The sequence below is a fragment of the Massilia scottii genome (genome assembly GCF_030846495.1).
Taxonomy (GTDB): Bacteria; Pseudomonadota; Gammaproteobacteria; order Burkholderiales; family Burkholderiaceae_D; genus Telluria_A; species Telluria_A violaceinigra.
The window spans coordinates 144,109-164,709 of sequence record NZ_JAVCWM010000007.1 but is presented as its reverse complement, the minus strand read 5'-3'; the positions used below and the strand labels follow the sequence as shown (position 1 = coordinate 164,709).

General features: G+C 63.2%; 18 protein-coding genes. 10 read left to right on the top strand and 8 right to left on the bottom strand.

All coding sequences use genetic code 11. The features are described 5' to 3' along the window. Window positions 1-72: 72 nt before the first annotated feature. The gene (locus tag RBA41_RS11965) at window positions 73-258 is read left to right on the top strand and encodes a hypothetical protein (protein ID WP_099875462.1); all 186 of its coding nucleotides are present in this window, start codon (window positions 73-75) and stop codon (window positions 256-258) included. A 109-nt stretch (window positions 259-367) separates the two neighbouring features. Here the strand turns inward: RBA41_RS11965 and lpdA are convergent, their stop codons facing one another. The 3 genes from lpdA to aceE form a co-directional block, all read right to left on the bottom strand. Then, window positions 368-2,206, bottom strand: a complete 1,839-nt coding sequence (gene lpdA / locus RBA41_RS11960) for a dihydrolipoyl dehydrogenase (protein ID WP_306624046.1) — start codon at window positions 2,204-2,206, stop codon at window positions 368-370. Window positions 2,207-2,219: 13 nt separating this feature from the next. Then, window positions 2,220-3,563 carry a dihydrolipoyllysine-residue acetyltransferase gene (aceF, locus tag RBA41_RS11955; RefSeq protein WP_306624044.1) on the bottom strand — a complete coding sequence of 448 codons (1,344 nt, stop codon included), beginning with the start codon at window positions 3,561-3,563 and terminating at the stop codon, window positions 2,220-2,222. 83 nt (window positions 3,564-3,646) lie between these two features. Then, window positions 3,647-6,343 (bottom strand): pyruvate dehydrogenase (acetyl-transferring), homodimeric type, encoded by a 2,697-nt coding sequence (gene aceE, locus RBA41_RS11950; RefSeq protein ID WP_306624042.1) that lies wholly within the window; start codon window positions 6,341-6,343, stop codon window positions 3,647-3,649. A gap of 299 nt (window positions 6,344-6,642) precedes the next feature. On the opposite strand from aceE, the gene folD reads away from it, so the two are divergent. From folD to RBA41_RS11920, 6 genes are all read left to right on the top strand, one after another. Continuing rightward, window positions 6,643-7,488: a bifunctional methylenetetrahydrofolate dehydrogenase/methenyltetrahydrofolate cyclohydrolase FolD gene (folD, locus tag RBA41_RS11945; protein ID WP_306624040.1), complete on the top strand. Its 846-nt coding sequence runs from the start codon at window positions 6,643-6,645 to the stop codon at window positions 7,486-7,488. An 81-nt stretch (window positions 7,489-7,569) separates the two neighbouring features. Next, on the top strand, window positions 7,570-9,654 hold the full coding sequence (locus RBA41_RS11940) for a M3 family metallopeptidase (protein WP_306624038.1): 2,085 nt from the start codon (window positions 7,570-7,572) through the stop codon (window positions 9,652-9,654). A gap of 26 nt (window positions 9,655-9,680) precedes the next feature. Continuing rightward, window positions 9,681-10,304: a glutaredoxin family protein gene (locus RBA41_RS11935; RefSeq protein WP_306624036.1), complete on the top strand. Its 624-nt coding sequence runs from the start codon at window positions 9,681-9,683 to the stop codon at window positions 10,302-10,304. 8 nt (window positions 10,305-10,312) lie between these two features. Further along, window positions 10,313-10,738, top strand: a complete 426-nt coding sequence (locus tag RBA41_RS11930) for a DNA polymerase III subunit chi (protein ID WP_306624034.1) — start codon at window positions 10,313-10,315, stop codon at window positions 10,736-10,738. Further along, complete coding sequence (locus tag RBA41_RS11925) at window positions 10,735-11,097, top strand: DUF2486 family protein (RefSeq protein ID WP_306624032.1); 363 nt, start codon at window positions 10,735-10,737, stop codon at window positions 11,095-11,097. The genes RBA41_RS11930 and RBA41_RS11925 overlap by 4 nt, the downstream gene beginning before the upstream one ends. Before the next feature lie 242 nt (window positions 11,098-11,339). Beyond that, complete coding sequence (locus RBA41_RS11920; protein ID WP_306624031.1) at window positions 11,340-12,485, top strand: branched-chain amino acid ABC transporter substrate-binding protein; 1,146 nt, start codon at window positions 11,340-11,342, stop codon at window positions 12,483-12,485. Window positions 12,486-12,593: 108 nt separating this feature from the next. Here the strand turns inward: RBA41_RS11920 and RBA41_RS11915 are convergent, their stop codons facing one another. Further along, window positions 12,594-12,902 (bottom strand): c-type cytochrome, encoded by a 309-nt coding sequence (locus RBA41_RS11915; RefSeq protein WP_306624029.1) that lies wholly within the window; start codon window positions 12,900-12,902, stop codon window positions 12,594-12,596. A 185-nt stretch (window positions 12,903-13,087) separates the two neighbouring features. Here RBA41_RS11915 and RBA41_RS11910 point away from each other — a divergent pair, with 185 nt between their 5' ends. Next, window positions 13,088-13,318, top strand: a complete 231-nt coding sequence (locus tag RBA41_RS11910) for a TIGR04438 family Trp-rich protein (protein WP_099875452.1) — start codon at window positions 13,088-13,090, stop codon at window positions 13,316-13,318. A gap of 168 nt (window positions 13,319-13,486) precedes the next feature. Here the strand turns inward: RBA41_RS11910 and ilvD are convergent, their stop codons facing one another. Next, complete coding sequence (gene ilvD / locus RBA41_RS11905; protein ID WP_099875451.1) at window positions 13,487-15,172, bottom strand: dihydroxy-acid dehydratase; 1,686 nt, start codon at window positions 15,170-15,172, stop codon at window positions 13,487-13,489. Between the two features lie 142 nt (window positions 15,173-15,314). Here ilvD and RBA41_RS11900 point away from each other — a divergent pair, with 142 nt between their 5' ends. Next, window positions 15,315-16,232, top strand: a complete 918-nt coding sequence (locus RBA41_RS11900; RefSeq protein ID WP_306624028.1) for a LysR family transcriptional regulator — start codon at window positions 15,315-15,317, stop codon at window positions 16,230-16,232. Next, window positions 16,210-17,049 (top strand): prolipoprotein diacylglyceryl transferase, encoded by an 840-nt coding sequence (gene lgt / locus RBA41_RS11895; protein WP_306624026.1) that lies wholly within the window; start codon window positions 16,210-16,212, stop codon window positions 17,047-17,049. Before RBA41_RS11900 ends, lgt begins: the two co-directional genes overlap by 23 nt. On the opposite strand, the gene RBA41_RS11890 is transcribed toward lgt, so the two are convergent. From RBA41_RS11890 to RBA41_RS11880, 3 genes are all read right to left on the bottom strand, one after another. Further along, on the bottom strand, window positions 17,000-17,803 hold the full coding sequence (locus tag RBA41_RS11890; RefSeq protein ID WP_306624025.1) for a sulfite exporter TauE/SafE family protein: 804 nt from the start codon (window positions 17,801-17,803) through the stop codon (window positions 17,000-17,002). The two genes, lgt and RBA41_RS11890, sit on opposite strands and share 50 nt — an antisense overlap. A 265-nt stretch (window positions 17,804-18,068) precedes the next feature. After that, window positions 18,069-19,760, bottom strand: coding sequence for a methyl-accepting chemotaxis protein (locus RBA41_RS11885; RefSeq protein WP_306624023.1), 1,692 nt, complete (start codon window positions 19,758-19,760; stop codon window positions 18,069-18,071). 39 nt (window positions 19,761-19,799) lie between these two features. Then, entirely contained in the window at window positions 19,800-20,297 is a 498-nt protein-coding gene (locus RBA41_RS11880; protein ID WP_306624021.1) for a chemotaxis protein CheW, read from the bottom strand. Between the last annotated feature and the right edge of the window lie 304 nt (window positions 20,298-20,601).

Sequence of the window (20,601 nt, the reverse complement as noted above, 5' to 3'; positions counted from 1 at the left end):
AGGCAGAATGTGCGTCATCGCACCGAAGTGGTGCATCATTTCTGGCAAAGTTTAGTCTTTCAAGGAGGATGTATGAGCAAGTCTGCTCGCTACGAATGGCATGACCAGCAAGCGTCACTGAATGAACGGATGAAGGGTTTTTTAGAGAACCCGAACATGGAACAACTTGAAGCGGTCGTCGCGGAGATGCACGCGTATGCGGCTGCCGCACGCTCGGGGAATATCGAGATTCCTGCGCGGTGGGTGAGTTTTCACTAAATGCCCCGTCGTTTCCGGCAGTGCCGGGAACGACGATTCAGTGGCCGGGAGGACGATAAAAAGCCCCGTTGACGCATGGCGTGAACGGGGCTTTTTCCATTTGCGGCTCTTACTTCTTGCGCACCGGCGGCAAGTCCGTGCACACGCCTTCATACACTTCCGCCGCCATGCCGATCGATTCGCCCAGGGTTGGATGCGGGTGAATCGTCTTGGCGATATCGATGCCATCGGCACCCATCTCGATCGCCAGCGCGATTTCGCCGATCATGTCGCCCGCATGCGTGCCGACGATGCCGCCACCGACAATCCGGTGCGTCTCGGCGTCGAACAGCAGCTTGGTGAAGCCCTCGTCACGCCCATTGGCAACCGCGCGGCCGCTTGCGGCCCACGGGAAGTGGCCCTTCTCCAGCTTGATGCCCTTGGCTTTCGCCTCGTCTTCGGTAATGCCGGCCCATGCCACTTCGGGATCGGTGTACGCCACCGATGGAATCACCTTGACGTCGAAGAAAGCCTTCTCGCCATGCGCCGCTTCGGCAGCGACGTGCGCTTCGTGCACCGCCTTGTGCGCCAGCATCGGCTGGCCCACCAAGTCGCCGATGGCGAAAATGTGCGGCACGTTGGTGCGCATTTGCGCGTCGACCGGAATGAAACCGCGGTCGGTGACCGTCACGCCAGCCTTGTCGGCCGCGATCTTGCCGCCGTTCGGGCTGCGGCCAACGGCCACCAGCACCATGTCGTAGATCTGCGGCTCGGGCGCGGTGACGCCGGCTTCCGCCGCTTCGAAGCTGACCTTGATGCCCTCTTCCAGCGCTTCCACGGCCACCGTCCTGGTCTTGGTCATGACCTTGTCGAAGCGCTTCTCGTTGAACTTCTGCCAGACCTTGACCATGTCGCGGTCGGCGCCCTGCATCAGGCCATCGAGCATCTCGACGACATCGATGCGCGCACCGAGGGTCGAGTACACCGTTGCCATTTCCAGGCCGATGATGCCGCCGCCGATGACCAGCATGCGTTTCGGGATCTGGCGCAGTTCCAGCGCGCCGGTCGAATCGACGATGCGCGGATCTTTCGGCACGAACGGCAGGTTGACCACGGCCGAACCGGCGGCGATGATCGCCTTCTGGAACTGCACGATCTTCTTGCTGCCGTCGGCGGCGGTGACTTCGATGTGGTTGGCGCTGACGAACTGGCCGACGCCCTGCACCACATTCACCTTGCGCATCTTGGCCATGCCGGCCAGACCGGTGGTCATCTTGGTGATGACCTTGTCCTTGTAGGCGCGCAGCTGGTCGATGTCGATTTCCGGCTTGGCGAAGCTGATGCCGTGCTTGGACATGGCTTGCGTTTCATCGATCACGGCCGCCACGTGCAGCAGCGCTTTCGATGGAATGCAGCCGACGTTCAGGCACACGCCGCCGAGCGACGCGTAACGCTCGATCAGCACCGTGTTCATGCCCAGGTCGGCCGAACGGAACGCCGCGGAATAGCCGCCGGGACCTGCGCCCAGCACCATCATCTCGCATTCGATGTCGACCTTGCCGTCGTACCTGGCCATGGCCGGCGCAGGAGCCGCCGCGCTTGGGGCCGCTGGCGGCGCCGGATGCGCAGGCGCCTGCGATTCGGCCCGGTCGGCCGCTGCCGGCGCCGGCGCGGCGGCTGCAGGAGCAGCAGCGGCAGGTGCGGCAGCGGCAGGAGCCGCCGCCGCGCCGCCGGCTTCGTCGAGCACCAGCAGCATCGAGCCTTCGGCGATCTTGTCGCCCACCTTGACCTTGATTTCCTTGACCACGCCGGCGTGGCTGGCCGGGATTTCCATGCTGGCCTTGTCGGATTCGACGGTGATCAGGGACTGGTCGACCTTGATCGTGTCGCCCACCTTGATCATCACTTCAATGACTTCAACTTCCTTGAAGTCGCCGATATTCGGTACTTTTACCTCGATTGTGCTCATCGCTGTGTCGTCCTTATAACAAGGTCTTGCGCAGATCGGCCATCACTTCGGCCAGATATGCGGTGAAGCGCGCGGCCATGGCACCGTCGATCACGCGGTGGTCGTAGGACAGCGACAGCGGCAGCATCAGGCGTGGCTGGAATGCCGCGCCGTCCCACACCGGCTTCATGGAGGACTTGGACAAGCCGAGGATCGCCACTTCCGGTGCGTTGATGATCGGCGTGAAGGCCGTGCCGCCAATGCCGCCCAGCGACGAAATGGTAAACGTCGCGCCCTGCATGTTGGCGGGACTGAGCTTGCCGTCGCGCGCCTGGGCCGACAGCTCGCCCATTTCGACGGCGATCTGCGAGATCGATTTCTTGTCGGCGTCCTTGATGACCGGGACCATCAGCCCGTTCGGCGTATCTGCCGCGAAGCCGATGTTGTAGTACTGCTTGAGAATCAGGTTGGCGCCGGTGGCGTCGATCGACGCGTTGAACGCCGGGTATTTCTTGAGCGCGGCGACGCTGGCCTTGATCACGAAAGCGAGCATGGTCAGCTTGACGGTCGACTTGGACTTGGCCAGCGCGGCGTTCGAATCGACGCGGAACTGTTCGAGGTCGGTCACGTCGGACTCGTCGAATTGCGTCACGTGCGGGATCATCACCCAGTTGCGGTGCAGGTTCGGGCCACTGATTTTCTTGATGCGCGACAGCGGCAGCAGTTCGGTCGGGCCGAATTTGCTGAAGTCGAGCGATGGCCATGGCAGCAGGTCGAGACCCACGCCGGTACCGCCGCCGGAGGCCTTGCTGCCGTTGCCTGGCGACTCGCTCGCGAGCACGCCCTTGACGAAGTTCTGCACGTCCTGCTGGGTGATGCGACCCTTTGGACCGCTGCCAGGCACGCGCAGCAGGTCGACGCCGAGTTCGCGCGCGAACTTGCGGATCGATGGCGATGCGTGCGCCTTGGCGCTCGATTGGGCTGGCGCGGCTGCTGCGGCTGGCGCAGGTGCGGCGGCGGGCGCCGGCGCTGCTGCCGGTGCAGCGGCAGGCGCCGGAGCGGCTGCGGCGGCTGGTGCGGCTTGCGCCGGCGCAGGTGCGGCTGCTGCGGGCGCGGCGGCTGCCGGTGCGGCCGCTGCGTCGTCGCTTTCGAGGATCAGCAGCAGCGCGCCTTCGGCGACCTTGTCACCGACCTTGATTTTCAGTTCCTTGACCACGCCGGCGTGGCTGGACGGGATCTCCATGCTGGCCTTGTCGGATTCGACCGTGATCAGCGACTGGTCGACCTTGATGGTGTCGCCCGGCTTGACCATCAGTTCGATGACTTCGACTTCCTTGAAGTCGCCGATATCCGGGACTTTGACTTCCACAATGCTCATAGCGTTTACTCCGTTCTTATTCGTTTAGTCGCGCGTCCCCCGGCATGCCGCTCGCGCCGCATGCCGGGGGACGCCGGGCAAAGTTACTGGGTCACCGGATTCGGTTTGTCAGGATTGATGCCGTACTTGGCGATCGCATCAGCCACCACGGACGTTGCAATCACGCCTTCGTCGGCCAGCGATTTGAGCGCCGCCACGACGATATAGTAACGGTTCACTTCAAAGAACTCGCGCAGCTTGACGCGGCTGTCGGAGCGGCCGAAACCATCGGTACCGAGCACCTTGTAGGTGCGGCCCTTCGGCATGAACGCGCGGATCTGTTCCGCGAACAGGCGCATGTAGTCGGTCGTGGCGATGATCGGACCGCTGGTCTTTTCCATCAGCTGCGTGACGTACGGCAGGCGCGGTGCGTCGGTCGGGTGGACCATGCTCCAGCGCTCGGCATCCTGGCCGTCACGGGCGATCAGGGTCAGCGACGGCGCCGACCACACATCGGCCGCAATGCCGAAGTCCTTCTGCAGCAGTTCGGCCGCAAAGATCGATTCGCGCAAGATGGTGCCCGAACCAATCAGCTGCACGCGCTGCTTGGCACTGGCGTCGCCTTGCTGCAGCAGGTACATCCCTTTCAGGATGCCCTCTTCCGTGCCTGGCGTCAGACCTGGCTGCTCGTAGTTCTCGTTCATCAAGGTGATGTAGTAGAACACGTCTTCCTGCTCCGCCACCATGCGGCGCAGGCCGTCCTGGACGATGACCGCAACTTCGTGCGCGAAGGTCGGATCGTACGGCAGGCAGTTAGGAATGGTCGCCGCCATCACGTGGCTGTGGCCATCTTCGTGCTGCAAGCCTTCGCCGTTCAGGGTCGTGCGGCCCGCGGTGCCGCCCATCAGGAAGCCGCGGGCGCGCATGTCGCCCGCCGCCCACGCCAGGTCGCCGATGCGCTGCATACCGAACATCGAGTAGAAGGTGTAGAACGGGATCATGATGCGGTTGTTGGTCGAGTACGAGGTCGCCGCGGCGATCCACGAACTCATGCCGCCCGCTTCGTTGATGCCTTCCTGCAGAATCTGGCCGGCCTTGTCTTCGCGGTAGTACATGACCTGGTCTTTATCGACCGGCTCGTACAACTGGCCCTGCTGATTGAAGATGCCGATCTGGCGGAACAGGCCTTCCATGCCGAAGGTACGCGATTCGTCGACCAGGATCGGCACGATGCGCTGGCCCAGGTTCGGGTCGCGCAGCAGGGTCGAAATGATACGCACGAACGACTGCGTGGTCGAGATTTCGCGGCCTTCAGCGGTTGCGTCCAGGACGTTCTGGAATGCCGACAGCGCAGGCACCGGCAGCGATTCGGCCGCTTGCGGACGGCGCTGCGGCAGGTAGCCGCCCAGCATTTCGCGGCGCTTGTGCAGGTAGACCATTTCCGGCGCATCGTCGGCCGGCTTGAAGAACGGGATCTCGGCCAGCTTGTCGTCCGGGATCGGGATCGCAAAGCGGTCGCGCATTTCGCGGATCGCTTCGTCGTCGAGCTTCTTGGTCTGGTGCGCGGTGTTGCGCGCTTCGCCGGACTTGCCCATGCCGAAGCCCTTGACGGTTTTCACCAGCAGGACGGTCGGGGTGCCCTTGTTTTCCTGAGCGATCTTGAAGGCGGCATAGATCTTGTGCGGATCGTGACCGCCGCGGGTCAGGCGCCAGATGTCGTCGTCGGTCATGTTGGCGACCATTTCCAGCAGCTTCGGATGCTTGCCGAAGAAGTTCTTGCGCACGAAGGCGCCGTCCTTTGCCTTGTAGTTCTGGTATTCGCCGTCGACGGTTTCCATCATCACGCGCTGCAGGATGCCGTCCTTGTCCTTGGCCAGCAGGGCGTCCCAGCCCGGGCCCCAGATGACCTTGACCACGTTCCAGCCGGCGCCGCGGAAGTCCGCTTCGAGTTCCTGGATGATCTTGCCGTTGCCGCGCACAGGGCCGTCAAGGCGCTGCAGGTTGCAGTTCACGACCATCACCAGGTTGTCGAGGCGCTCGCGCGCGGCCATGCCGATCGCGCCCATCGATTCCGGCTCGTCCATCTCGCCGTCGCCGCAGAAGACCCAGACCTTGCGGTTGGAAGTGTCGGCGATCGAGCGCGCGTGCAGGTACTTCAGGAAGCGCGCCTGGTAGATCGCCATCAGCGGGCCAAGACCCATCGAGACGGTCGGGAACTGCCAGAAGGTCGGCATCAGTTTCGGGTGCGGATATGACGACAGGCCCTTGCCGTCGACTTCGCGGCGGAAATTGAGCATCTGATCTTCCGACAGGCGCCCTTCCAGGAAGGCGCGCGCGTAGATACCGGGCGAGGAGTGGCCTTGCAGGTACAGCAGATCGCCGCCATGGTCCGCGGTCGGGGCGCGCCAGAAGTGGTTGAAGCCGATGCCGAGCATGTTCGCCAGCGAGGCGAAGCTCGAAATGTGGCCACCCAGGTCGCCGTCGGCGCGGTTGGCCTTGACCACCATCGCCATCGCGTTCCAGCGCATCCACGAGCGCAGGCGCTCTTCGTACTCCAGGTTACCGGGGCAGTGTTCTTCGAGGTGGGTGGGAATGGTGTTGACGTAGGCGGTGTTGCTGGAAAACGGGATGTGGGCGCCGCGGCGGCGGGCCAGGTCGACCATGCGTTCCATCAGGTAGTGGGCGCGGTCGGTGCCTTCATTTTCAATGACGGCTTCGAGTGCGTCGAGCCACTCCTTGGTTTCGAGCGTGTCGGGATCGTTGGCGGCTGCTGCCGTCAACTGGTCGAGTTGAGCTGACATTGATGCGTCTCCTTTGTTAGTGCCCTACCCGATCGACATCGACGGCGGACGTTTTGCTGATTATTTACCAATACCCAAATTTAGTGGAGCAATTCTAACAGTAGTTTTCTGCTTTTTCAAATTACGATATATCGTTTCATATCGTGGGATTTCACTTGACGTGAACGTAAAGTTCATCTTTCTTTCAATGCAAGATTATGGGGAGTTCCCGGGATTCGGGGCACGCGATAGCAGCAGTGGCTTTATAATCCCGCTTTTCTCCGCACTATTTCTTCCCACTCTTTTCCCGGCTAAAAATCATGTCCGCTCAACTGATCGATGGTGTTCTCCTCTCCCAACAATTACGCGCAGAAATCAAGCAGCGCGCCACGGTCCTGACCGAAAAAGGCAAGCAGCCGGGGCTGGCCGTGATCCTGGTGGGGGAAGATCCGGCCAGCCATGTGTATGTGCGCAACAAGGTCAAGGCGTGCGCGGACGTGGGCTTTCATTCGATCCTGGAAAAGTACGATGCCGACCTGACCGAGGCGGCCCTGCTCGACCGCATCGCCAGCCTGAACAGCGATCCGGCCATCCACGGCATCCTGGTGCAGATGCCGCTGCCCAAGCACATCAACCCGAACAAGGTGATCGAGGCGATCTCGACGACCAAGGACGTGGACGGCTACTCGGTGCTCAGCGCCGGCGAACTGATGACCGGCCTGCCGGGTTTCCGCCCGTGCACCCCGTACGGCTGCATGAAACTGATCGAAAGCACCGGCTATGACCTGCGCGGCAAGCACGCGGTGGTCATCGGCCGCAGCAACACGGTCGGCAAACCAATGGCGCTGCTCCTCTTGCAAGCGAACGCCACCGTGACCATATGCCATAGTGCGACGCCGGACCTGGCCTACCACACGCGCCAGGCCGACGTGGTCGTGGCCGCCGTGGGACGCCGCAACACGCTCACCGCCGACATGGTCAAGCCCGGTGCGATCGTGATCGATGTGGGCATGAACCGCGACGATAACGGCAAACTGTGTGGCGATGTCGATACCGCCGCGGTGCGCGACGTGGCCTCGCACATCACCCCGGTGCCAGGCGGCGTGGGCCCGATGACGATTACCATGCTGCTGATGAACACGGTCGAAGCGGCCGAGCGCGGCTGACCGCGGACAGGCGGCCCGGCGGCCCGGCGCGGCAAGCCGAGGCGATAGACAATTTATTGAAACCGACATGAGGAAAACACGATGACTACCGATACCAGCAATCCCCTGCTCGATTTCAGCGACCTGCCACGTTTTAACGATATCAAGCCGGAGCACGTCACGCCCGCCATCGACCAGCTGATCGCGCATGCGAGCGCGGTCGTAGCCGAGCTCGAAGCGCCCGGCGACGACGTGACCTGGGACAATTTCGTCATTCCGCTCGAAGAAGCGACCGAACAGCTGGGCCGCGCCTGGGGCGTGGTCAGCCACCTCAACAACGTGGTCGACACGCCCGAACTGCGCGCCACCTACAACGACAACCAGCCGAAAGTGACCGAATTCTGGACCGCGCTGGCCCAGAACGAAGCCCTGTTCGCCAAATACAAGGCGATCCGCGCAAGCGGCGCCTATGCAGCGCTGTCGCCGGCGCGCAAGCGCATCGTCGAAAACGCCCTGCGCGACTTCCGCCTGGGCGGCGCCGAATTGCCTGAATCGAAAAAGCAGCGTTTCGCCGAAATCCAGGAACAGCACGCCAGCATTTCGACCCGCTTTTCGGAAAATGTGCTCGACGCCACCAACGACTACAAGCTGATGGTCGAGAACGAAGCCGACCTGGCCGGCCTGCCGGACGACGTCAGGCAGGCCGCGCGCGCCGCCGCCGAGGCCGACGGCAAGCCTGGCTACCAGTTCACCCTGCATTTCCCGTCCTACTTCCCGATCCTGCAATTTGCCGACAAGCGCGACCTGCGCGAAACGATTTACCGCGCCAGCGCCACCAAGGCCTCGGAAATGGGTACCGTGTTCAGCGAGCTGGAGAAGTGGGATAACAGCAGCAACATCGCCAATTTGCTGAAATTGCGCGACGAAGAAGCCAAGTTGCTCGACTATCGCAATTTCGCCGAAGTCTCGCTGGTGCCCAAGATGGCCCAGAGTCCCGAGCATGTGATCGAATTCCTGGAAGACCTGGCACGGCGCGCGCGTCCATTCGCCGAGCAAGACCTGGCCGAACTGCGCACCTTCGCCAAGGACGAGCTGGGCATCGACAAGCTCGAAGCCTGGGACCTGAGCTACGCCTCGGAAAAACTGCGCGAACGCCGCTACGCCTTCTCGGCCCAGGAAGTGAAGGAATACTTCCCCGAGCCGAAAGTCGTCGATGGCCTGTTCCGCCTGGTGCAAAGCCTGTTCTCGGTCCGGATCTTGCCCGACACGGCCGCCGCCTGGCATCCGGACGTGCGCTTTTTCCGCATCGAGCGCGACGGCAAGCTGGTCGGCCAGTTCTACCTCGACCTGTACGCGCGCAGCGGCAAGGGCGGCGGCGCCTGGATGGACGACGCCCGCGGCCGCCGCCTGCAAACCGGCGGTACCCTGCAAACGCCGGTGGCTTACCTGACCTGCAACTTCACGCCGCCGGCCACGGTCGACGGCCAGCTGCAGCCTTCCCTGTTCACGCACGACGAAGTGACCACCCTGTTCCACGAATTCGGGCACGGTTTGCATCACATGCTCACGCAAGTGGACGAAATCGCCGTCTCCGGCATTTCCGGCGTGGAGTGGGATGCGGTCGAGCTGCCATCGCAATTCATGGAGAACTTTTGCTGGGAATGGGACGTGCTGCAGCACATGACCGCCCACGTGAAGACCGGCGAGCCGCTGCCGCGCGCCCTGTACGACAAGATGCTGGCCGCCAAGAACTTCCAGTCCGGCCTGCAAACCCTGCGCCAGGTGGAGTTTTCGCTGGTCGACATGCACCTGCACTACGACTTCGATCCGGCCAGCGCGCAAACCGTGCAGGAACTGATCAACGACGTGCGCCAGAAGTTCTCGGTCATGATGCCGCCCGCATTTAACCGTTTCCAACACTCTTTCGGACATATTTTTGCCGGAGGGTACGCCGCCGGTTACTATAGCTACAAGTGGGCTGAAGTATTATCTGCCGACGCTTACGCCGCCTTTGAAGAAGCGGTCGAGGCGGGCGGCGGAGCCCTGTCCGAAGAAACCGGTAAACGCTTCCAGCAAGAGATACTGGCCGTCGGCGGTTCGCGCCCCGCGCTCGAATCGTTCAAGGCCTTCCGCGGCCGCGAGCCCAGTATCGATGCGCTGTTGCGCCACAGCGGCATGCAGTCCTGAAAGACCGTGCCAGCAGGAGAATTGTAATGACAGTAACAAAAAAAATGACTGGCACGATGATGGCGCTGCTGCTGTGCGCGGGCGGCGCCAGTGCACAGCAGATGTACAAATGGGTCGATGCCTCGGGCAAGGTCACGTTCAGCGACCAGCCGCCGCCGGCCAACGCCAAGCCGGTGGAAATCAAGGCCGGCGCCGGCGGCGCGGCCAGCGTGCCCCTGCCGTATGCGCTGTCGCAGGCGGTGCGCTCGCACCCGGTGGTGCTCTACACGCGCACCAAGTGCGATTTTTGCGACCAGGCCCGTACCTTCCTGAAAGAGCGCGGCATTCCGTTTGCCGAGAAAACCGTGCAAACCCAGTCCGACGAAGCCAAGCTCAAGGAAGCCGGCAGCGATGGCCGCCTGCCTTTCATCAAGATCGGCCGCGTGAAGTCGACCGGTTTTGAAGCGGCCGCATGGAATACCATGCTGACCGAGGCTTCCTACCCGGAAAAGAAAATCCTGCCGGCAACGTACCAGTATCCGAAACCGACCTCCGCCGCGCCAGCGGAGCCGGTGGTGCCGAAAGTCGATGAAAAGGCCAAGGCTGCCCAGGACGCCGAACGTACGCCGCCGGTGCAGGACAAGACCTCCCCGCCCGGCTTCGTGTTCTGAGCACGCCGATGACGCGCATCGATTTCCATACCAACATCCCGGACAAGCTGAGCTACGCATGCCGGCTGGCGCGCAAAGCCTATGCCAGCCGTGCAAAGGTGGTGCTGCTGGCCGAGGATGCGGCGCAGGCGCAGGCGCTGGACGAGGCCCTGTGGACCTTGTCGGAAACCGATTTCCTGCCGCACGTGATGGCCGGCGACCCGCTGGCCGCGCACACGCCCATCATCATCGCCGACAGGGACGATGCCGAGCTGCCGCATTACGACATGCTGGTGAACCTGACGCGGGCCACGCCGGCCCAGCTCGGGCGTTTCCAGCGCGTGTTTGAAATCATTTCCACCGATGACAGCGACGCCGCCGCCGGACGCAAGCGCTACGTCGCCTACAAGCAGCAATCCTATCCACTGACTCACTTCGTCGCAGGCCAGTCATGACCCAGGCTCGTCCGTTCGATCCGAATATCCCCGTGCTGACGGAATTGTTTTCCGACAAAGGCGAGGCGCCAGCCGATCCGGCCGCGCAGGCGCCGGCACAGGAATCCCTGCTGGCGGACTGGAGCGATCCGGAATGGGCCTTGCTCGAACGTCGCCTGTCCGAGCGCATCCTCCAGCAAATCCAGGGAAGAGTCGACTTCGTGCTCGAACAGCGCCTGCGCGAGAGCATGGAACAAGTGCTGCAGCACGCCGTGGCCGGGCTGACGGCCGAACTGCGCATCGGCCTGCAGGACACCATCGAGAGCATCGTGGTGCGTGCGGTGGCCCAGGAACTGAGTCATCTGCAGGGCCGGAAATAGCCTGCCCGGCCTGCCCTCCCGGGCGGCGCCTTTCATTTGCTTACAAAACAGCGGTAATCTCGTGCACCCCGGCGTGCACGCAACGCCTGCACGCGCGTTGATGGCGAGATGCCACAATTTGTTCCTTCAATTCTGACAATCGGCTTTGCGAAGCATTTAAATTGTTGTACCTTTTGCCCTACACAAAATTTTCGAAACGGCGCCACGAGCGCTGTCTGTTTTCAATCCAATGGAGAATGCACATGCAGTTCACGACCAAACTCATTCCACTCGCAATCGCCATGGCATTTGCCGGCAGTGCCAGCGCCCAGGACGTCGTCAGGATCGGCCACGTCGGTCCGATCTCGGGCGCCAGCGCGCACCTGGGCAAGGATAACGAGAACGGCGCCAAGATGGCCGTGGAAGAACTGAACGCCAAGGGCTTCATGATCAACGGCAAGAAGGTCAAGCTGGAACTGGTGCTGGAAGATGACGGCGCCGATCCCAAGCAGGGCACGGCCGTGGCGCAGAAGCTGGTCGATGCCAAGGTGAACGGCGTGATCGGCCACCTCAATTCGGGCACCACCGTACCGGCCTCGCGGATTTACCATAACGCGGGCATTCCCCAGATTTCCCCTTCCTCCACGATTCCCGAGTACACCAAGCAAGGCTTCAAGTCCGCCTTCCGCGTGGTTGCCAACGACAACAAGCTTGGCGGCACCTTGGGCCGCTACGCGGTCGACACCCTGAAAGTGAGCAGTATCGCCGTCATCGATGACCGCTCGGCCTACGGCCAGGGCGTGGCCACCGAATTCCTCAAGGGCGCCAAGGCAAAAAATCCGGCGATCAAGGTCGTAGGCAAGGAATTTACCAGCGCTACCGCGACCGACTTCACCGCCATCCTGACCTCGATCAAAAACAAGAAGCCGGACCTGATCTTCTTTGGCGGCATGGATGCGGTCGGCGGCCCGATGCTCAAGCAAATGAAGGCACTCGGCATCAACGCCAAATTCATGGGCGGCGACGGGATTTGCACCGAATCGCTGGTGCGCCTGGCCGGTGACGGCGTGGGCGAAGGCAATGTCACCTGCGCCGAAGCGGGCGGCGTGACCGGCGAGCAGGAAAAAATGCTGGCGGACTTTGTGGCACGCTACAAAAAACGCTTCAACAATGCCGACGTGCAGCTGTACTCGCCGTATGTGTACGACGCGGTGATGGTCATGGCGGCGGCGATGCAAAACGCCAAGTCGGCCGACCCGGTCAAGTACTTGCCTGAACTGCAGAAGATCAAGCATCAGGGCGTGACCGGCCTGATCCAGTTCGACGACAAGGGCGACATCAAGGATGGCGCGCTGACCATGTTTACCTTCAAGGGTGGCAAGAAGACCAAGATGTCGGTCATCAAGTAAAGACCTTGCGCTGGCTGCGGCCCTGGCCGCGGCCAGGGCCGCAGGCATAAAAAAACGCGCTGCAGTGACAGCGCGTTTTTTATTGAGGGTGATCGAGCAAGCAGCGGCTTATTTCTGTGCCAGGATCCATTTGACCAGGGCGCGGGCGTCATCGTCGGTCACTTGCGGATTGGCTGGCATCGGTACCGCGCCCCAGGCGCCGGCGCCGCCCTTGAGGACTTTGGCGACCAGCTTGCTTTCAGCATCCTTCTGGCCGGCATACTTTGCCGCAACGTCCTTGTAGGCAGGTCCGACCAGCTTGTTCGCGACAGCGTGGCAGGCCATGCAATTTTTTGCTTTTGCCAAATCGGCGTTTGCCATGGCGCTCGACGACGCCAGCGCCGACAACACCGTGAACAACATCAGGGACCGTTTCATGTATTTCTCCAGAGTGAACAACTGAATGCAATTTTACCGTGTTTCGGAAATCCGAATGTGCGGACACACGCTCTATAACGGGTCAAGCCTGTGGACGGTTGACCCAACTATTTGCCTAGTGACACAATTTTACTGCCCCTCGGGGGCAATTGTTTGTAAGATATGCGTATGAAAAGGAGTTTGCCATGCCACTGATACTATTAATTGCAGCGCTTGTGGGCCTGCGCTATTTCGAAGTCTGGCGTTTTGCCGAGTTGTCGTGGTGGTGGGTGATTGGTTTGATGTTCGTGGCCTTCATCTGGTTCGAGTTCGTCGAAAAGATTTTCGGCCTGGACAAGAAAAAAGCCCACAACGTCGATGAGGCACGGCGCAAGGCGCGGGTGAAGGAAGCGTTTGAGAAGGCGAACAAGAAGTAAACATTGTGGCCACGCGGCGGACCCAACCAGCATCGCGCCAAGGCGGCCCTTTGTGGGCGCGTTATCGAAAGGCGATGACCCAAAAACCGTCGCCCCCCTCCCGCGCCAAGGCGGCTCTCGGCGGGGCGACGGTATTTGATGCCTTGGTTCCGGCAACCTGTCAGTGATTCAACCCGTCACAGCCCCCTTGCTGGCCGACGACGCCAGCGCCGCAAACTTGGCCAGCACGCCACGGGTATACCGCGGCGCCGGCTTGACCCAGTTAGCGCGGCGGCGCGCGATTTCTTCGTCGCTCACGTTCAGCTGAATGAGCTGCTGGTGCGCATCGATCGTCACCGAATCGCCCTCTTCGACCAGCGCAATCGTGCCGCCATCGAACGCTTCCGGCGCCACGTGGCCCACCACCATGCCCCAGGTCCCGCCCGAAAAGCGCCCGTCGGTAATCAAGCCCACCGATTCACCGAGCCCCTTGCCGATCAGCGCAGCGGTCGGCGCCAGCATTTCCGGCATGCCCGGACCACCCTTCGGCCCCAGGTAGCGCATCACCAGCACGTCGCCCGCCTTGATGCCGTCCGCCAGGATCGCATCCATGGCCGAATACTCGTCGTTGAACACGCGCGCAGGACCGGTGATCACTGGATTCTTCAGCCCGGTAATCTTGGCAACGCAGCCTTCCGGCGACAGATTGCCCTTGAGGATGGCCAGGTGGCCCTGCTGGTACAGCGCCTTGTCGATGGTGCGGATAACATCCTGCTTCGGGTCCGGTACCGACGGGATCTCGGCCAGTTCCTCGGCGATCGTGCGGCCGGTGATGGTGATGCAGTCGCCATGCAGCAGGCCGGCGTCGAGCAGCAGCTTGAGCACTTGCGGCACGCCGCCCGCCTTGTGCAGGTCGGTCGCCACGTACTGTCCGGACGGCTTGAGGTTGCAGATGACCGGCACTTTCTGGCGCACGCGCTCGAAGTCGTCGATGGTCCACTCGACCTCGGCCGCATGGGCAATCGCCAGGTAGTGCAGCACGGCGTTGGTCGAGCCGCCCGTGGCCATGATCAGCGAGACCGCGTTCTCGATCGATTTGCGGGTGATGATGTCGCGCGGTTTCAAATCCTTTTTCACCGCTTCGACCAGCACGCGCGCCGATTCGGCGGCCGAGCCGACCTTTTCGTCGTCCGGATTGGCCATGGTCGACGAGTACAGCAAGCCCATCCCCAGCGCCTCGAACGAGGACGACATGGTGTTGGCCGTGTACATGCCGCCGCAGGAACCGGCCGACGGGCAGGCGTTGCGCTCGATGCCGTCGAAGTCTTCCTTGGACATGCGCCCGGCCGTGAATTCGCCCACCGCCTCGAAGGCGGAAACGATGGTCAGATCCTTGCCCTTCCAGTTGCCCGGCTTGATGGTGCCGCCGTACACATAAATGCCCGGCACATTGGTGCGCGCCAGGGCGATCATCCCGCCCGGCATGTTCTTGTCGCAGCCGCCGATCACGACCACGCCATCCATCCACTGGCCGTTCACGCACGTTTCGATGCAGTCAGCGATCACTTCGCGCGAGATCAGCGAATATTTCATGCCTTCGGTGCCCATCGACATGCCATCCGAGATGGTCGGGGTGCCGAACACCTGCGGATTGGCGCCGGCCGCCTTGACGGTGGCAATCGCAATATCGGCCAGCTTTTGCAGGCCCGAGTTGCACGGCGTGATGGTCGAGTGGCCGTTGGCGATGCCGATCATCGGCTTGTCGAAATCCTCGGTTTCATAGCCCATGGCGTAGTACATCGAGCGGTTCGGGCTGCGCGAGACGCCTTCGGTGATGTTGCGGGAACGGCGGTTGTAGCGTGGCTGGTCTGACATGGCTTCACTCCGGTGATGATCTGGTGTTGAACTGATATTGCCAAGAATGCCTTGCAGCCGGGCGCGCGTCAAATATATCATTTGCATTGCTGTGAGTCGCAGCGCATATCACAACACCTTCTTCACATGGAAAAGCATATCGATGAACCTGGAACTGCGCCAGTTGCGCTATTTTGTCGCCGTCGCTGAAGAACTTCACTTCGGCAAGGCCGCGCTGCGCCTGCACATGACCCAGCCGCCGCTGTCGCAAACCATCCAGGGCCTCGAAGAGTTGCTCGGCGCGCCGCTGTTCGCGCGCAGCCGGCGCGCGGTGGAACTGACCCCGGCCGGCCAGGCCCTGCTGCCGGAAGCGCGCCGCATCCTGGCCGCCAGCGCCTCTCTCCCCGCGCTGGTGCGGCGCGCGGCCGGCGGCGAGGCGGGCCGCCTGTCGCTGGCGTTCGTGTCCTCGGCCGATTACAGCGTGCTGCCGCCCTTCCTGCGCAGCTACCGCGCCGCGTTTCCGCAGGTCCAGATCGCGCTGCAGGAAGCCACCTCCGACGTGCAGATCGACGACTTGCTGCACGGACGCATCGACGCCGGCCTCCTGATTCCGCCGCTGCCCGACAAGGCGCGCCTGGAACTCGATTACCTCAAGGTGCTGACCGAGCCGCTGATCGTCGCCTTGCCGGCCGGCACCAGCGGGGCCACGGGGGATGCGCCGGTAGCGCTGGCGTCCTTGCCGCCGCTGCCGCTGATTATCTTTCCGCGCCCCATCGCCCCGGCCCTGCACGATGCGATCCTGGCCTGCTTTCGCGCGGCCGGCATCACCCCCGAGATCGGGCAGGAAGCGATCCAGATGCAGACCATCGTCAGTCTCGTGTCGGCCGGCATGGGGATGGCACTTGTGCCACAATCGGTGTCCAATCTGATGCGGCCCGGCGTAGAATACCGGGCCCTGCGCGAACCGGCGCCGCAGGTGGAAACCGGACTGGCCTGGCGGCGCGACGCCGTCTCGCCGGTCTTGCAGGGTTTTTTGGATTTACTGAGGAAAAATACTGATGCTGACCCACCCGATGCCTGACCCCGTCGCCTTTTCGCTCGGCCCGCTGCATGTGCACTGGTACGGGCTGATGTACGTGCTGGCGTTCGCCATGTTCCTCGCGCTCGGACGCGTGCGCATCAGGCAAGCGCATATCGCCGCGCGCGGCTGGAAAAAAGAAGACCTGGACGACATGCTGTTCTACGGCATGCTCGGGGTGATCATCGGCGGGCGCCTGGGCGAGGTATTCTTTTACCAGCCGGCCCGCTTCATGGCCGATCCGGTGGCCATCTTCAAGGTCTGGGAGGGCGGCATGTCCTTCCACGGCGGCTTTCTCGGCGTGCTGGCGGCCATGGCGCTGTGGGCGCGCAAGGCAGGGCGCAAGCTGCTCGACGTCTACGATTTCATCGCACCGCTGGTCCCGCTCGGCTATGCGGCCGGACGCATGGGCAATTTCATCAACGCCGAACTGCCGGGCCGCGTGGCCGACGCCAGCCTGCCGTGGGCCATGCTGTGGCCGGGGGTGCAGGGGCCGCGCCATCCCTCGCCGCTGTACCAGATGATCGTCGACGGGCTGGTGGTGTTCGTGCTGCTGTGGATGTATGCGCGCAAGGAGCGCCCGCGGCTGGCCGTGGGCGCCATGTTTACCCTCCTTTACGGCTGCGCACGCTTCTTCACCGAATATTTCCGCGTACCGGACTGGCAGATCAGCGTGGCCGGCTTGCCGGTCACGTCGGGCCAGATGCTGTCGCTGCCGATGATCATCGGCGGCGTGGCCATGCTGGTCTGGGCCTACCGCAGCGCTGCGGTCAGTGAAACGCCTTCCACAGCATATAACCGGCCAGCGCATACAAAATAAGGGCGAAGATGCGCTTTAACTGCTGTACCGGCATGCGGTGCGCGGCGCGCGCCCCGAGCGGCGCGGCCAGCACGCTGGCGGCGGCGATCACAGCCAGCGCGGGCAGGTAGATGAAGCCGAGCGAATACGGCGGCAAGCCGGGCTGGTCCCAGCCGAACCAGATGTTCGACAAGGTGCCCGAGAGCGCGATCGGAAAGCCCAGCGCGGCGCTGGTGGCCACGGCCTGATGCATCTTGACGTTACACCAGGTCATGAACGGAATCGACATGAAGCCGCCACCCGCCCCCACCACGCCCGACACCACGCCGATCGCGCCGCCCACCGCGAACATGCCTGGCGCCTGCGGCAACTCGCGCGCGCCGGCCGGCTTTTTCCCGCTCAGCATCTGCGTGGCCGAAAACGCCACGAACACGGCGAACAGCAGCGCCAGCGCGGTGGTGTTGAGCTGCTTGCCCAGCCACGGCCCGACCCAGGAGCCGGCCACGATGCCGGGCGTGAGCATGCGCACGATCGGCCACGCCACCGCGCCATGCGCGTGATGCGCGCGCACCGATGACAGCGAAGTGAACATGATCGTGGCCAGCGAGGTGGCGATCGCCATGTGCACCACCGCCTCGGGCGGGAAATGCTGGGCGGTGTAGATCATGGTGATGAAGGGCACCAGCACCATGCCCCCGCCGATGCCCAGCAAGCCGGCCGCGAAGCCGCCGGCGGCGCCCATGGCCAGCATGATCAGAATCAGGCTCCAGTCCATCGGCGCCCCCCTGGGGTAGCCGTCATTGCATTTACTGTCGTCATGGGTGCGGTCGGTGAGGCTTGCTGTTAGTAGCAAGCCACGCAGAGACTTGCCTTGGCAAGTATTCTACAGCGCAACGCCCGCCTGCATTGCCGCGCTACCGGCAAGGACGACCAGGTTCAAGTGCCCTAGGCATGCGGCGCGCGGCCGGCAAGGCGCGCGCTGTCCGGGTCGATCAACACTTGCGGCAGGTCTGGCACGGCCGCCGCGCAAGCGGCATCCATCAGAACTGTTCCCAGCTGGTGTCGCCGGAGCGCGCATTGGCCACGCGCAGCGGCCGCGCGGCCGGCCGGGCCGGCGCCGCGCGGCGTACCGCTTGCAGCGTGACGACCCTGGCGCTTTGCGGCGCGCTCTGCTGCACGGGGGCCGTATCGGCCAGCTTGAACACCCCGACCACCGCCGCCAGGCTGGCCGACTGGTCCTGCAACGCTTCGGCGGCGGCGGCCGCTTCCTCGACCAGCGCCGCGTTCTGCTGGGTGACGGTATCCATTTCGCTGATGGCCTGGTTGATCTGCTCGATGCCCGCTTCCTGTTCAAGGCTGGCGGCGCTGATCTCGGCCATGATGTCGGTCACGCGCTGCACGCTGGCGACGATCTCGGTCATGGTGCTGCCAGCCTCGCCCACCAGTTTCGAGCCGAAATCGACCTTGTCGACCGAGTCGCCGATCAGGACCTTGATTTCCTTGGCCGCCGCCGCCGAGCGCTGTGCCAGGTTGCGCACTTCGGAGGCAACCACGGCGAAGCCGCGGCCCTGCTCGCCCGCCCGGGCCGCTTCCACGGCGGCATTCAGCGCCAGGATATTGGTCTGGAAGGCGATGCCGTCGATGACCGCGATGATGTCGACGATCTTGCGCGACGCATCGTTAATGCCGTTCATGGTGTCGACCACCTGGGCCACCACGGCGCCGCCTTTTTGTGCCACCTTTGATGCCGACGCCGCCAGCACATTGGCCTGGCGTGCATTGTCGGCATTCTGGCGCGTGGTGGAGGTCATCTCTTCCATCGACGACGCGGTCTCTTCCAGCGAACTGGCTTGCTGCTCGGTGCGCGAGGACAGGTCCAGGTTGCCGCTGGCGATTTCGCCGGACGCAGTGGCAATGCTGTCGGTGCCGCCGCGCACCTGGCCGACGATATTGGCCAGGCTGTCGTTCATGTCCTTGAGCGCCAGCATGAGGCGACCCGTTTCATCGCCGTCATGGCCTTCGATGGTGCTGGTCAGGTCGCCCGCCGCCACCGTCTGCGCCACCAGCACGGCGGCATTGATCGGCACGGTGATCGAGCGCGTCACGCGCCAGGCCAGCACGATGCCGATGACCAGCGCCAGGGCGCTCAGTCCCAGCGTCAGGAGGCGCGCCCGCTCATAGCTGGCGTTCGCTGCCGCGGTATCGGCGGCAACCTGTTTCTGCTGCTCGTTGAGATGGGTGGCCAGCGCGTCCTGCCACAGCTGGGTGGCCGGCGCGGCGCGGGCGATCAGCAGCGCGGTTGCCTCGGCCTGCTTGTTGGCGCGCGCCAGGGTAAGAAACTGGGTATTGAGCGGCCTGACGCTCTCTTGCAGTTCGGTCAGCTTGACGACGAACGCCTTGTCGGCGGCACTGACGGCATGCGTGCCGAAGGCGCTAAAGGCGGCATCGTACGCTTCGCGCGCCTTGGCGATCTTGACCGATTCGCGCTCCATGGCGGCCTCGTCGTCCAGCAACGCCACGGTGCGCGCGACGCGGGCGACGATATGCACCGACTCGGACATCTGGTGCAGCAACTCCATGCGCAGCATGCTGCCTTGCACGATATTCTGCAGGCTGGCCTGCACGGTGCCGAGGGAGGTCATGCCGACGACGGCCAGCGCCAGGGTCATGGAGAGCAGGACCGCGAAGCCGAAAGCGAGACGGGTACCGATATTGTATTTTGCGATTTTCATGGGAAATCCTTGTATGGGGTGAGGAAGACGCCGCGCCGGTCAGGCTGCGATGGCGTCGGTCAGGTGCAGTGCATCGGCGCCCATCAGGCGCTCGATGTCGATCAGGATCAGCATGCGCGCGCCGATGATGCCCAGCCCGGCCACATAAGCGGTGCCGGCGCGGGCGCCGGTGTCGGCGCCGATGGCCGGTGCCGGCTTGATCTGGCTTGGATCGAGGGTGCTGACGTCGGACACGCTGTCGACCACCAGCCCCATGACACGCGCGCCGAGGTTCAGGATGATGACCACGGTGAACTGGTCGTAGCTCGGCAGCGCATTGCCGAATTTGATGCGCAGGTCGACGATCGGCACAATGATGCCGCGCAGATTGATGACGCCCTTGATATGCATTGGCGCGTGGGCAATGCAGGTGACGGCGTCGTAGCCGCGCAATTCCTGGACCTTCTGGATATCGATGCCGTATTCTTCGGCGCCGAGCGTGAAGGCGAGATAGTCGGATGCGGGGAGCGCGCCGGTACTGCTGGTAAAGGTGGACATGAGGTCCCTTTCGTTCTGGTTACGCAAACTTGCGTGAAAAAGAACCGGGCGTCGGGTGACAGGGATGCGGATAATGGCGCGCTGGCACGATGGACGAACGGTCGTCGAGCGGCGGAGCTGGGCCGGGGGGGTGCTGCGTCGGCTGCCGGAGGGGACAGCCTGGAAAGGCATCCGATGCGTACCCTGCAACGGGGAGGGGTCGCGGGGCGGTCAGCGCGGGCGCTGTGGGGCATCGGAGAGAACAGGAACAAGCTTACTCCCGTTATTTCCATATGGCAATTGTTTTAATCAAAAAACTACCGCC